Origin of the sequence: Phenylobacterium sp., assembly GCF_036501465.1 — a bacterium.
GTDB lineage: Bacteria > Pseudomonadota > Alphaproteobacteria > Caulobacterales > Caulobacteraceae > Phenylobacterium.
This window is the reverse complement of the sequence record NZ_DASYAF010000073.1, coordinates 32,299-44,952: the sequence shown is the minus strand read 5'-3', so window position 1 is coordinate 44,952 and position 12,654 is coordinate 32,299. Positions and strand designations below refer to the sequence as shown.

The following is a 12,654-nucleotide window of genomic DNA, read 5'->3' as shown; positions in this document are numbered from 1 at the left end:
GGACCCCACGGCTTGCTAAGCCTCGCGGCTCGAAGCGGACGGAGGGATTTCTGGGATGAGCGGCGCGCGCGACCTTGCGGCCTTGCTCGCCCGATTCCCCAAGACGCGCCCGGCGCTGCCGCCGAAGCTGGCGGCGATCTACACCCGCCAGTACCTGGAAAACCGTGGCGGCGAGACGCCGGCCGCCTCGCTGTCGCAGCGGCTGGAGCGCTGGCTGCACCACCAGGTGGCGGTCGACGTGAAGGGGGCTGTCCGCCCGCCGCCGACGCTGGAGCTGGGGGCCGGCACGCTGAACCAACTCGCCTACGAGCCCGGCGGCGGCCTGTACGACATCGTCGAGCCGTTCGGCGAACTGTTCGCCGGCTCGCCCCTGATCGGCGGCGTGCGCGACGCCTTCGGCGACATCCGCCAGATCCCGGCCGACCGCCGCTACGAACGGGTCACCAGCGTCGCGTCGCTGGAGCACATCTGCGACCTGCCCTTCGTCCTGGCCCGGGCCGCGCGCCTGCTGACCCCGGACGGGACCCTGCGCGCCGCCATCCCCAGCGAAGGCGGCCTGCTCTGGCGGCTGGGCTGGAGCCTGACCACCGGCCTGGAGTTCCGCCTGCGTCACGGCCTCGACTACGGCCTGCTGATGGCCCACGAGCACGTCAACGACGCCCATGAGGTCGAGACCCTGGTCCGCGCCCTGTTCGCGGAGGTGCAGGTGAAGAGCTTCGGCCTCGGCCGGCAGCTGTCGCTCTACCGGTTCCTCTGCGCCCGCCGGCCGCGGCTGGACGTCGCCGCCGCCTGGGAGGCGCGCTTCGGCCAGGATGTCCTGCGCCAGGGCAGCGGCGGGTCGACCGCGGCGTAGATCAGGCCGGCGATCGCCGCCAGGTCGGTGAAGTAGAGATAGCGATAGTCACAGGCGATCGAGATGATGAAGAAGCTCGCCGCGAAGGCCACCCCGGCCAGCTGCAGCGCCGCCAGGATAAGGTCGCCCGGCTGTCGTCGCCACAGCAACAGCCCCGCCAGCACCAGGCAGATCGCCGTATAGAACAGGTGCGAATAGACCGGCGTGTCGAGGAACCAGCTCGAATAGTTGGCCAGCATCACGTCGGACTGGACGTAGCGATGGGCGAGCCCCAGCGGGGCCATCTTGTCGCCCGGCGCGTCGACGCCGACGTAGATCGGCAGGCACCAGTCGATCACCGGCGGGGCGACCAGCCAGCGGAAGTCCTCCCAGCGGATGCGGAGATAGAGCGCCGGATGCTTCAGGACCAGGTCGAGCCACTGTTCGTTGAAGGCCGCGTCGGTGATGTCGTTCATCGCGTCCTGGATCGCCAGGTCGCGATCGAGGAAGTCCACGCGACGGCCGGAATAGTCGAGCTTGGCGCGTTGATGCAGGATCACGTTGGCGGGGTAGTTGGCGACGTCGAGGACGTCGGTGCGGTAGTGGGGATCGAGCGCGACGGCGCCCAGGATGTCGTAGGTCTGGACGATGCGGATGCCGGTGGCGAGCGCGGTCTCCTTCGGCGCCTTGGGCGGCTCGGACAGCACCGTCTCGGCCTGGCCGACCAGCACCACCGCCACCAGGGCGCCCAGCGCCCAGACCGCGCCGCGCCGGAGGCTGCCGCGCCCGGGATTGGCGACTCCGGGATTGGCGACTCCGGGATTGGCGCCGGCGGCGATGACGCCCAGGGCGAGCGCGGCGAAAGCGCCGGCGATCAGGCCGTTCTGGCGCACCTGGTCGCCCGCCGCCATCAGCACCAGGGCCGCGATCAGCAAGGCCCAGCGCCGCCAAGGCCGGTCCCAGACCCGTGCCGCGTGGGCGATCAGGACGAAGCCGGCCACCGCGCAGTTGGCGAACATCACGTCCTTCCAGACGATGCCCTGGTAGACGAGGAGCTGGGGCGTCAGCGCCGCCAGCGCCGCCATGACCGGCGCCCACCAGCTCACCTTCGGCCGCAGGTTCCCCAGCGCCGCCAGGCTGCCGAAGAACAGCGCCCCGCTCACCGTCACATAGAGCGAGGTCCCCGGGATGAAGCCGTCGAAGAAACCCAGCACCCAGGCGTAGAGCGCCGGGCCCCAGGTCTCGCGGATATGGAAATGGCCCTCGTAGAGCTGGGCGACCGAATCGTAGCTGAGGTGGCCGGGCAGGTTGGCCCCCAGCATGACCAGGAGGCCCACGGCCAGCACCGCGCGGAAGGCCTGGCGCGCGCTGACCTCGACGCCCAGCACCCGCCCGGCGTCGAACGCGAATTTCCGCTTCGCCCTGCGGCCTTCGGCTTCCCCCATGGGTGGCTAGGTACGGTGCGCGCCAGGCGATGAGAAGCCCAAAAGACGCCGCCGCTTGGCCCGGCCGGCCATTCGTGGTGGAATCGCGCCCATGACTGCCGAGGCGCTCGACATCCGCCCGGCTGGGACTTCGCCCGCCCAGCTTCGGTCTTACGAGAGCCTGCTGAACGCGAGCTTCGCCACCGGCAAGTTCAACGAGGCGGCCATCGCCTGGCGCTATCGCGACAACCCGGCCGGCCAGGTGGTGGGCGCCGACGCCTGGGACGGCGAGCGGCTGGCCGCCCACTATGTGACCTGCCCGCTGGAGGCGCGGATCGACGGCCGGGTGGTGCGCGGCCTGTTGTCGATGAACACCGCCACCCATCCGGACTACCAGGGGCGCGGGCTGTTCACCAGGCTGGCGGAAGCGGCCTATGCGGCGGGAGCGGCGGCGGGCTACGGCTTCGTGATCGGGGTGGCCAACGCCAATTCGACGCCGGGCTTCCTGCGCAAGCTGGGCTTCCAGGACGTCGGCCGGCTGGAGGCCGGGATCCTGGCGACCCTGCCGCGCCGGTTCTCCGACGCCGCCGTCCAGTACCAGGGCGCCTGGCGCTCGGAGTTGCTGCGCTGGCGCCTGGCCAATCCCGACGGCCGCTACCTCGCCGCCCACTACGGCCAGCTGGTCGGGGTCTGGGCCAGGACCCAGCTGCCATTCGTCAAGTGCGCGGCCTTCCTGCCGGGCGAGGCCGCGGCCCTGGACCTGGGCGAGACGGTGGGCCGCGGCGCGCCGCTGGCCGCCACCCTGTTCCTGGGCCTGGAGCCGCGCGCCGCGCTGACCCGCCACGGCTTCATGGCCATTCCGGAAAGCCTGCGGCCCTCGCCGCTCAACCTGATCTGGCGGGCGCTGGGCGAGGGCGCGCCCGGCGCGCTCAGCCGCGACGCCGTGGCGATCAACTTCCTCGACTTCGATCCCTACTGATGACGCGCGTCTGGATCCTCGCCCATTTCGACGACGAATATTGCGGCCTGCCGTTGATCGACCAGGCGCGCGCCAACGGCGAAGATCAGCTGTTCCTCTATGTGGCCGACTATGCCGCGGACGCGAGGCGGAGCCGCCGCCTGGGCGAGACCCGGGCGCTGCTCGGCTGGCTGGGGATCGACCCGGCGCGCGCGGTCCACGTCGGCCGCGGGACCGGCGCGATGGACGGGGCGGTCCACCGGGCGCTTCCCGCCGCCTACGCCGCCATCCAGGCCGCCTTGGCCGGCGTGACAGTCGAGGCCGTCGTCTGCCCGGCGTGGGAGGGCGGCCACATGGATCACGACATGTGCTGCCTCCTGGCGTCGGAAGTCGCCGCGGCCTGCGGCGGCGCGCCGGTCGAGATGATCTCGCTCTACAACGGCAAGGGCCTGCCGGCCCCGTTCTTCCATGGCGGCCGCGCCCTTCCGGAGAATGGCCCCCGCACGCTCTGGGTCCTGCCGGGCCGGGAGATGGCCCGGTGGATGCTGGCCGTGCGCTTCTTCTGGCGCGAGCGGGCGTGGCTGGGCCTGTGGCCCGCGATGTTCTGGACCTACCGCCGCTACGGCTTCGGCCAGCAACGGCTGGATCCCGCCCGGGTGCGCGGACGCCCGCACGACGGCGTGCTGCTCTACGAGCGGATGTTCAAGGTTCCCTACGCGGAGGTCCGCGCCGCGGCCGACGGCTTCCTCAGCCGATCTTCACGCCCTGGCCCTGCATGATCACCGTGAAGCCCGCCAGCATCAGCACGTAGCCCAGGGCGAAGCGCCAATCGAGCGGCTCCTTGAACACCAGCCACGCCACCAGCGGCACCAGGCCGGAGCCGACGATGGAGAAGGCGTAGGCCAGGCTCAGCGGCACGCGGGTCAGGATGTAGAACCAGAACAGGGCGGTCAGGCCATACCAGGCGAAGGCGCCCAGCAGCGGCAGGTTGCTGATCAGCCGGATCGGCAGCGGTCCGGACAGGCGCGCATTGGTCACGGCGGCGAACTTGAACAGGGTCTGGCCGACCGGCAGCGCCAGCGAGAAGCCGGCGCAGAGCAGCATGTCCTTCCAGCTCATGGCGCTGCTCACAGAGCGACCTCCTCGGCTTCCATCCGCGCGATGGTGCGCAGATAGGGGTGGATCGGGCGCGTGGGCGGGTTCAGCACGTCGAAGTTCAGCGCCTGCATCAGGAGCTGCGCGCCCAGCATGATCGGCAGGGCCGCGGCCATGACCACGCCGGCCGAAGCGGCGTGGCCGTGGTGGTCGGTCGAGACGTAGTGGGCCGCGTAGCCCACCCCGAACAGGATCGAGAACACCCCGAACACCAGCTCCAGGCTCGCGGCGTTGAAGTCGCGCACGAAGTACTGGCCCAGCATCCGCTGCAGGAAGTTGGTCAGGTGCTTGAAGGCGAAGGGCCCGATGATCGCCCCGATCCGCAGGTTGGAGACCTCGCCCGCGTAACGCGCCGGCATGGGTACGTCGCGCACCACGGCCCGCAGCGTGCCCAGGTGGTAGAGCAGGTCGGTCTCGAAGAAGAACCGCCGCGACACCCGCTTGGCGATCGCCATCTTCGCCACCTGGGCCTCGATGGCGGTGTAGCCGTTGGTGGGATCGAAGATGTTCCAGTAGCCGGTGGACAGCTTGGCCGCGAACGACAGGGCCGCGTTGCCGAACACCCGGACCGGCGGCATCTCCGCCAGGTGGCTGATGGAGGTGAAGCGGTTACCCTTGGCGTAGTCCGCTTCGCCCAGCAGGATCGGGGCCACCAGGTGGGGCATGTAGCCCAGGTCCATCTGGTCGTCGCCGTCCACCTTGACCAGCACCTGGCCGCCGCGCGCGATGGCCTCGCGGTAGCCGGCCATGGTCGCGCCGCCGACGCCCTGGTTCTGCAGGAGCTTGACCACCACCACACGGGGGTCCCTGGCGTTGGCCTCGACGAAGGCGCCGGAGCCTTCCGGGCAGGCGTCGTCGACGCAGACGATCCCCTCGACCCAGGCCGGCGCCTTGGCGATCACGTCCAGGATGTGCGCCTTGACGTTGTAGCAGGGGATCACCAGCCAGACGCCGGCCGCCTCCAGCGAGGGGTCCGCCTCCCCTGGCCTGCGCCGCCGCCCCTCCGGGACCGCCCCCCTGCGCGCGGTCTTGTCGATCGACGCCATGCGCCCGGCTAACACGGAAGCGCCAAGACTGGCAAAAGACGAGGCGGCAAAAGACGTGCTGGCGAGGCGGGTTGGGCGAAAGACGTCTCGGCGCCATCCTTGCGCCGCCTTAGGCTTGCCTGTTACGAGCGCGCCTTCGTCGGGAGCACCCGGTAAAGCGGGAATCAGGCCGGGAACCATGGACACCGCCACCCACATGCTGCGGACCGGACGGCGCGGGCCGCTGTTCGAGGCCCGGATGGCGCTCCGGGACCTGCTCGCGTCCCTGGAGCGGATCGACCTGGCGCGCTCGCTGGCCTGGCACGACGTGGTCTCGCGCTATCGCGGCTCGCTGCTGGGCCCGCTGTGGATCACGCTCTCCATGGGCTTCATGATCCTGGGGATCGGGGTGCTGTGGGGCGGCCTCTTCCGGGTGCCCGTGCATGAATTCATACCCTTAGTGGCGGTGGGCATCGTGTTCTTCGGCTTCGTCACCACCACCATCAACGAGGGTTGCGAGACCTTCGTCCAGGCGGCCGGCATGCTGTCGCAGACCAGCCTGCCGATGTTCACCTTCGTCTGGCGCACGGTGCTGCGGAACCTGATCAACCTGGGCCACCACGTGGTGATCGTGGCCGCCGTCCTGGTCTGGGGCGGGCTCTGGGCCGGGGCCAACTACCTGGGCGCGGCGCTGGGCTTCCTGTTCCTGGTGATCAACGTGGCCTGGGTCTCGATGCTGGTGGCGATCATCTCCGCCCGTTTCCGTGACATCCCCCAGGCGGTGGCCTCGGTCACCCAGGCGGCGGCGATCATGACGCCGGTCTACTGGCCGCCGGACCGGGTCCCGGCGCGCTACCACTGGATCCTCGACCTGAACCCCTTCTACCACCTACTGGAGGCGGTCCGCCTGCCGTTGCTGAGCAAGGCGGTGGCGCCGCACACCTATCTGGTGCTGGCGGTGATGGCCCTGATCGGCTGGGGCCTCGTGTTCGCCCTGTTCTCCAACACCCGCCGCCGGATCGTGCACTACCTATGAGCCCCTTTTCCTCATGACCGGCGTCTCCATCTCCTGCCGGAACCTCAGCCTGCGCTTCCCCGTCTACGGGGTGGACGCCAAGTCGCTGAAGAAGCACCTGGCCAAGATCGCGGTCGGCGGGCGGCTGGGCTCGCACCACGGCTCGACCGAGGTGACCGCCATCTCCAACCTGAGCCTGGAGCTGAAGGCCGGCGACCGCCTGGGGCTGATCGGCCACAACGGCTCGGGCAAGACCACCCTGCTGCGCGCGCTTTCCGGCGCCTATGAGCCCGACGACGGCTCCATCGAGGTCAACGGCCACATCGCCGCCCTGCTGGACCTCAACCTCGGCATCGACCCCACGGCGACGGGGTTCGACAACATCCGCCTGCGCGGCCGCATCGCCGGCCTGTCCACCAAGGAGGTGGACGAGCGGCTGGACGAGATCGCCGAATTCTCCGGCCTCGGCCCCTTCCTGGCCATGCCGGTGAAGACCTATTCGGCCGGCATGCAGGCCAGGCTCGCCTTCGCCGCGGCCACGGCGGTCGAGGCCGACGTGCTGCTGATGGACGAATGGATCGCGGTGGGCGACGCCGACTTCCAGAAGCTCGCCCACAGGCGCCTGCTGAAACTGGTGGAGCGGGCCGGCATCCTGGTGCTGGCCAGCCACGACGTGGAGCTGCTCAGGCTCTACTGCAACAAGGTCATGCGCATGGAGAGCGGCGTCGCCTCGCCGGTCACCGACATCAAGAAGCTCGACGAGCTGATGGCCGCCTAGCGCCGGCGCTGGTAGGTCTTAAGACGCGCGCGCAGGAATTCCCTTGGACGTCATCTTCACCATCGTCTCCCGCAACTACGCGGCCCAGGCCGCGACGCTGATGGAGAGCCTGGCGGTCCAGGAGCCGAAGGCGCGCCGCATCGTGGTGGCCACCGACGGCCCGATCCCGCAGCTCGAGCGCGCGGCCGAGGTGGTCGACGCCCGGGACTTCTGCCCGGCCTACGACGCCATGAGCGTCTACTATGACGCGCTCGAGCTGAACACCGCGGTCAAGCCCTACGTCTTCAAGGCGCTGCTGTCGGACGGCTCCGGCAAGTCGGCCACCTACCTCGACCCGGACATTGTCGCCTTCCGGCCGCTGGATCCCGTGCGCCGGGGCTTGGCGGAAGCGCAGCTGGCGCTGACCCCGCACTTGACCCGGCCGATGCTGGGCGCGGCCATGCCCAACGACCACGCGATCCTGCGCTCGGGCTCGTTCAACCTGGGCTTCTGCGCCGCCCGCGCCGAGCCCAGGACCGTCGAGCTGATGGCCTGGTGGGCCGACCGCTGCGAATTCGATTGCCGCGTGGCGCTGAAGGACGGCCTGTTCACCGACCAGCGCTGGATGGACCTGGCGCCGGGCTTCGTGGACAGCCTGGCGGTGCTGCGCGACCCCGGCCTCAACCTCGCCTACTGGAACCTGGAGGGCCGAACCCTGGCCAAGGGCGCGGACGGCTGGACAGTGGACGGCCAGCCGCTGGTCTTCTTCCACTATTCCGGCTTCGACCCGGCCCGGCCCGACGTGCTGTCGAAGCACCAGGACCGGGTGCGCGTGGTCCGGGGTTCTCCGCTGGCGGCGCTGCTCGCCGACTACGCCGCGGCCATGCTGCGGAACGGCCACGAGACCAGCCGCGCCATTCCCTACGCCCACCTGCGCTTCCCCTCCGGGCGGCTGGTGACAGGAGCCGCGCGCCGTCGCGCCCTGCGCGCCGCGCGCGAGGGCCACGACTTCTCCGCCGGCCTCACCGACGCCGTCGAGGCCTGGGCCGACGCGCCGGATCCGGAGACCTCCGCGGCCGGCCTGCCGGACCTGACGCGGACCATGGCCCAGGTCTGGCGCGACATCCCCACCGGCTTCCAGATCGACCACGAGGCGGGCCGCCTGGGCTTCCACGCCTTCTTCGCCGAGCACGCCGCGACGCTGGGGGCCGACGCCCCCGCCGGCTCGGCGGCCGAGGCCCTGCTGGCCGCCTGGCGCGCCGGCGCGCGGGAGCCCGACGCCGCGATCTGGGGGACGGAGACGCCCTGGACCGGCCCGGCGTCGGGGGCGCTCGACTGGCTGCGCGAGCCCTGCGCCGACGGCCTGCCGCGCGCCGCCAAGGCGCTGTTGGCCGCGCGCGGCGACCTGCGCGCCAAGTTCGCCGGCGACGCGCCGGGGCTGATCGCCTGGTGCCTGGGGGCCGAGGCCGCCGCCGGCCGTTTCGCGCCGGACCTGCTGCCCGCCGAGGTGATCGCGGCCTTGGCGCGCGACCCGGCCCCGCTGCTGGCCGCCGCGCGCCTGGCCGAGCCGGGGGCCAATGACCTGAGGCGGCGGCTCTCCGCCGGCTTCGGCGTCGCCGCGCGCGCCGGCTGGCCGCAGACCCTGACCGAGGCCCTGCGCGCGCCGCACCTCGCGGCCGCGGCCAACCAGCCCGCGCCGTTCATCGCCCTGTTCCTGGAGATCTGGGAGAGCCGCGTCGACCTGCAACGGCTGTTCCCGCTGCGCAGCGCCGCCGAGCGGTTCAAATACCTGCGCTGGCTGGTGGGCGGGGGCTTGGCCGAATACGGCGTGGAGTTCGACGCCCTGCCCGCCGCCGTGCGCCTGCACCCGCAGATGCAGCTCGCCCGCCTGACCGTGCGCCAGCGCCAGCCGGCGGCGCGCGCGCAGACCGCCAGCCGCGTCGCCGAGCTGTGGGTCGTCGAGGGCGCGGAACTGGCCCGCGAGGCCGCCGCCGACCGGCTGGTCTATGAGGCCGGCGCCGGGCGTTTCCTGGGGCCCTCGGGTCCCGCCGCGGCGCCCGCCCAGGCCGACCTGGTCCGCTTCCTCACCCACCCCGACTTCCTGCCCGCCGACGCTGTCGCACTACATGCCCGCGGCGTGCGCTGGAGCCGCGCGGTCGGCGCCTGGGACGCGGAGACCGCCGCCGCCCTCGGCCCGCGGACCATCGGTCTCGGCTTCGTGGACGAGGTCTGGGCGCCCGGCGCGGCCGCCGGCCTGTTCCGGCCGGTGAAGACCCAGGCCGCGGTCGCCGCATGAGCGCCCGATGCCCGGCTTAGTCACGGCCGCGCGGGGCTTCTGGCGCTCGGCCCTGCCGGAGCCGGTGCGCAAGCTGGCCGCGCCCGCCCTGAACACCGCCCTGCAGGCCTATGTCCGCGCCGCCGCGCGGGCGCCGCACGGGGCTGACGCGCCCCAGGGGCCCATCAAGGTCGTGGGCTATTTCCAGGGCAGCCACGGGATCGCCGCCTCCGCCCGCCTGGCGGCCCGCGCCTTCGAAGCCTTGGGCGTGCCGGTGGAGCGGGTGGACGTCACCGACGCCAAGCTGGACTGGTCCGGGCGGCTGGCCGAGCCCGTCCGAGCCAGCGCCTGGATCTTCCACCTGAACCCGCCGGAGATGCTGGCGGCCCTGGCCTGCCTGGGGCCAAAGCAGCTCATCGGGCCGCGCTACGCCTACTGGGCTTGGGAGCTACCGCGCGCGCCGGCCCGCTGGCGCGCCGATGCGGCGCTGGTCGACGAGGTCTGGGCGCCCAGCCGCTACACCGCCGCCGCCCTGGCCGGCGCGGCTTCGCCGGTGCGGGTGGCGCCGCATCCGCTGTTCCTGCAGGACTATGCCGCCGTCGCGCCCGCGCCGCGCCGCGCGGCCTTCCAGGGGGTCGCGGTGTTCGACTTCAACTCGTCCCTGGCCCGGAAGAACCCGCAGGGCGCGATCGCCGCCTGGGCGCGCGCCTTCGAAGGCGACCCGGACTGCGAGCTGACGCTCAAGACCCAGAACGGCGGCCTGTTCCCGGCCGAGCTCGCGGCGCTGCGGGCCGCCGCGCCGGCCAATGTCCGCGTCGTCGACGAGGTCTGGCCCTACGCCCAGGTGCAGAGCCTGATCGCCGGCGCAGACGTGCTGGTCTCGCTGCACCGCGCCGAGGGCTTCGGCCTGACGCCCGCCGAGGCCCTGGCGCTAGGGACGCCGGTGGTGGCCACCGGCTGGTCGGGGGTGCTGGATTTCCTGGACGAAGGCTGCGCCCTGCTGGTCCCGTCGACGCCGACGCCGGTCGCCGATCCGCAAGGGGTCTATCGCGGCCAGAGCTGGGCCGAGCCGGACGCCGCCGCCGCCGCGGAGGCGCTTTTCCGGCTGCGCACCGAGCAGGGCCTGGGCCGCCGCCTGGCCGAGGCCGGCCGCGCCCGGGTCGCCGAGCGCCTGTCGCCGCAGGCCTGGTTCGCGACCTTGCCCGAATCCGTGCGCGCCTCGGCTGAGCGGCTGAAGCGCGCCTAGGCCTCTTCCGGTGGCCGGACCGCCTGGAACCGCCAGAGCAGGATCAGGTCGTAGGCGGCCTTCAGGCCCCCGCCGATCACCAGCGGCCAGGCGAATGCGCTCATGGAGAAGATCAGCCCCGCCAGCGCCGGGCTGAGCGCCGAGGCCAGGCTGCGCGGGACATTGGTGACCCCGGCCGCGGCGGTGCGTTCGGCGGGCGTCACGATGGCCATGACGTAGGAGCTGCGGGCCGGCGAATCCATGCTCGACAGGAAGGCGCGGATCACCAGCAGCACGAAGGCCACGCCGGCGTTGGGCGCGAAGGCCACGGCGACGGCGCAGAGGTTGGCCGGCAGGTGGGTGAAGACCATGGTGCGGATGAGGCCGATCCGCCGGGCGAGCCAGGGCGCGGCGAGCTGGGAGGCGGCGGTCAAGAGGCCCGTCCAGAAGAAGAACTGCCCAGCCATGCCCAGCGACAGGCCGAAGCGGCGGAAGAGCCAGAGGGCCAGCAGCGAATTGACCATGAAGCCGCTGCCGAAGGAGTCGAGGCTGAAGAGGGCGGCCAGTCCGAACACCCGGCCCTTCGAAGGTCCGAGCGGCGCATGCGCGTCCGCCGAAACCGGCGTGGCGGGCAGGCTGCGGTAGAGGACAGCGGAAACCAGGCTGAGCGCGCCATAGAGCAGGAAGGCGCCCTCGGTCAGCGCCGTCTGGGAGAGGCCGGTGGCGGCCCGGAGCGGCGCCATCAGGCCGAGGCTGAGCGCGCCCAGCGCGCCCAGCGCCGCGCCGGCCAGGTTGTAGCGGGCGAACCGCTCGGTGCGCCGGCCGGCCGGTCCGGCCTGGGCGAGCAGGGCCTGTTCCAGCGGCAGGAAGACGCTGACGTCGCCGTTCGACGGGTTCAGCGTGCCCACGAACCCCACGACCATCAGCGGCCAGAAGGCGTGCGCCTGGGAAAAGCCGACCCCTGTCGCCGCCATCAGAATGCAGGCGAAGAGCAGCAGCCGCCTGGCCGGCGCGCGGAAGCCCATCAGGCCCACCGCCAGCGTCAGCGCCGCCGAGCCCAGCAGCATGGCGGTGGTCAGCACGCCCACCCGGAAGGCGCTGAAGCCCAGGCCGGTGAGGTAGACCGGCAGCAACAGGGAGCAGAGCCCGTCGCCGAAGCCCCGCAGGCCGCGCGCGGCGGTGAGGACCCAGGCGTCGCGCCGCTCACCGTCCCGCTGCGCCACCTCAGTACCGGCGGGTGGTGATGTCGGTGAAGGGCGCGCCCTCGCGGACGGTCTTGTTGCGGTAGATCACCGCCCCGATCAGGTTCGGCCGCCGTTCGACGGCGCTGAGGAACTGCGGCCACAGCTCGGCGGGCACCCAGAGGCACGGCGCCCGCGGGTCCTCGTCGATCGCCACGTCCACCAGAGCCCGCGCGTCCATGGCGCGAGCCTAGCGCGGCGGGACGGTCGCGGCGACCGGCTTGCGGCGGCTTAGTTGGCGATCCCGGTCGGCACGCCGTCCTTCATCGGCGGGGCGGCGCACTTCCCGGCGCGGGCCTGCACGACGTAGAACAGCGCCCGGCTCTGGGCGAACACGAAGTGCTCGCTGAGCGGGGTGGTCGGCTGGCCGGTGATCAGGCTGGGCGCGGGCGCGGCGGCCGGGGTGCTGACCAGCGCGGCCTGATTCCAGCGTGACAGGCTGGGGCCACAGGCGGCCAGCACGGCATTGGCCACCGGCGGGGCGTCATCGCTGGAATGGGCGAGCGCATAGCCCCATCGATGCAGGCAGTCGTCCAGGGCCGCGGCGGGATCGCCGGCGACGACGGGCGGCGGCGGGGTGGCGGCGCTGGTTCCGGTCCCTGTCTGGGCAGACGTCTTCGGAAACGGCTGGCAGACCGCGCCGTCGGCGGCCATGCCGGACGAGGCGTCATTGCAGGCGACGAGGCCGGCGGCCGCGAACGCGACCGCCAGCGCCTGGGGCTTCAGAAGCCGCTTCAGGCCGGCCAT

Annotated in this window: 13 protein-coding genes; 7 read left to right on the top strand and 6 right to left on the bottom strand. The window is 72.2% G+C overall.

Features of this window, described 5'->3' with window-relative positions; all coding sequences use genetic code 11:
- Nucleotides 1–55 precede the first annotated feature (55 nt).
- Nucleotides 56–853 (top strand): class I SAM-dependent methyltransferase, encoded by a 798-nt coding sequence (locus VGL85_RS07950; RefSeq protein ID WP_331587814.1) that lies wholly within the window; start codon nucleotides 56–58, stop codon nucleotides 851–853.
- On the opposite strand, the gene VGL85_RS07945 is transcribed toward VGL85_RS07950, so the two are convergent.
- Nucleotides 742–2,277, bottom strand: a complete 1,536-nt coding sequence (locus VGL85_RS07945; RefSeq protein ID WP_331587812.1) for a hypothetical protein — start codon at nucleotides 2,275–2,277, stop codon at nucleotides 742–744. The genes VGL85_RS07950 and VGL85_RS07945 overlap by 112 nt on opposite strands.
- A 91-nt stretch (nucleotides 2,278–2,368) precedes the next feature.
- On the opposite strand from VGL85_RS07945, the gene VGL85_RS07940 reads away from it, so the two are divergent.
- A complete protein-coding gene (locus tag VGL85_RS07940; RefSeq protein ID WP_331587810.1) occupies nucleotides 2,369–3,235 on the top strand; it encodes a GNAT family N-acetyltransferase in 867 nt (288 codons plus the stop codon).
- Nucleotides 3,235–3,993, top strand: coding sequence for a hypothetical protein (locus tag VGL85_RS07935; protein ID WP_331587808.1), 759 nt, complete (start codon nucleotides 3,235–3,237; stop codon nucleotides 3,991–3,993). Before VGL85_RS07940 ends, VGL85_RS07935 begins: the two co-directional genes overlap by 1 nt.
- Here the strand turns inward: VGL85_RS07935 and VGL85_RS07930 are convergent.
- Nucleotides 3,962–4,345 carry a hypothetical protein gene (locus VGL85_RS07930; RefSeq protein ID WP_331587805.1) on the bottom strand — a complete coding sequence of 128 codons (384 nt, stop codon included), beginning with the start codon at nucleotides 4,343–4,345 and terminating at the stop codon, nucleotides 3,962–3,964. The two genes, VGL85_RS07935 and VGL85_RS07930, sit on opposite strands and share 32 nt — an antisense overlap.
- Nucleotides 4,342–5,415 carry a glycosyltransferase family 2 protein gene (locus tag VGL85_RS07925; protein ID WP_331587803.1) on the bottom strand — a complete coding sequence of 358 codons (1,074 nt, stop codon included), beginning with the start codon at nucleotides 5,413–5,415 and terminating at the stop codon, nucleotides 4,342–4,344. Before VGL85_RS07925 ends, VGL85_RS07930 begins: the two co-directional genes overlap by 4 nt.
- Nucleotides 5,416–5,593: 178 nt before the next feature.
- On the opposite strand from VGL85_RS07925, the gene VGL85_RS07920 reads away from it, so the two are divergent.
- From VGL85_RS07920 to VGL85_RS07905, 4 genes are read left to right on the top strand one after another with little or no spacing between them, the layout of a single operon-like run.
- Nucleotides 5,594–6,430, top strand: coding sequence for an ABC transporter permease (locus tag VGL85_RS07920; RefSeq protein WP_331587801.1), 837 nt, complete (start codon nucleotides 5,594–5,596; stop codon nucleotides 6,428–6,430).
- 13 nt (nucleotides 6,431–6,443) lie between these two features.
- Nucleotides 6,444–7,187, top strand: a complete 744-nt coding sequence (locus VGL85_RS07915; protein WP_331587799.1) for an ABC transporter ATP-binding protein — start codon at nucleotides 6,444–6,446, stop codon at nucleotides 7,185–7,187.
- Between the two features lie 43 nt (nucleotides 7,188–7,230).
- Nucleotides 7,231–9,462 (top strand): hypothetical protein, encoded by a 2,232-nt coding sequence (locus VGL85_RS07910; RefSeq protein WP_331587797.1) that lies wholly within the window; start codon nucleotides 7,231–7,233, stop codon nucleotides 9,460–9,462.
- 7 nt (nucleotides 9,463–9,469) lie between these two features.
- The gene (locus tag VGL85_RS07905; protein WP_331587795.1) at nucleotides 9,470–10,687 is read left to right on the top strand and encodes a glycosyltransferase; all 1,218 of its coding nucleotides are present in this window, start codon (nucleotides 9,470–9,472) and stop codon (nucleotides 10,685–10,687) included.
- Here VGL85_RS07905 and VGL85_RS07900 read toward each other — a convergent pair.
- The 3 genes from VGL85_RS07900 to VGL85_RS07890 are packed head-to-tail and all read right to left on the bottom strand — an operon-like array spanning nucleotide 10,684 to nucleotide 12,654.
- A complete protein-coding gene (locus VGL85_RS07900; protein WP_331587793.1) occupies nucleotides 10,684–11,889 on the bottom strand; it encodes an MFS transporter in 1,206 nt (401 codons plus the stop codon). The genes VGL85_RS07905 and VGL85_RS07900 overlap by 4 nt on opposite strands.
- Before the next feature lies 1 nt (nucleotide 11,890).
- Complete coding sequence (locus VGL85_RS07895; protein ID WP_331587791.1) at nucleotides 11,891–12,088, bottom strand: hypothetical protein; 198 nt, start codon at nucleotides 12,086–12,088, stop codon at nucleotides 11,891–11,893.
- Nucleotides 12,089–12,138: 50 nt separating this feature from the next.
- Nucleotides 12,139–12,654: a hypothetical protein gene (locus VGL85_RS07890; RefSeq protein ID WP_331587788.1), complete on the bottom strand. Its 516-nt coding sequence runs from the start codon at nucleotides 12,652–12,654 to the stop codon at nucleotides 12,139–12,141.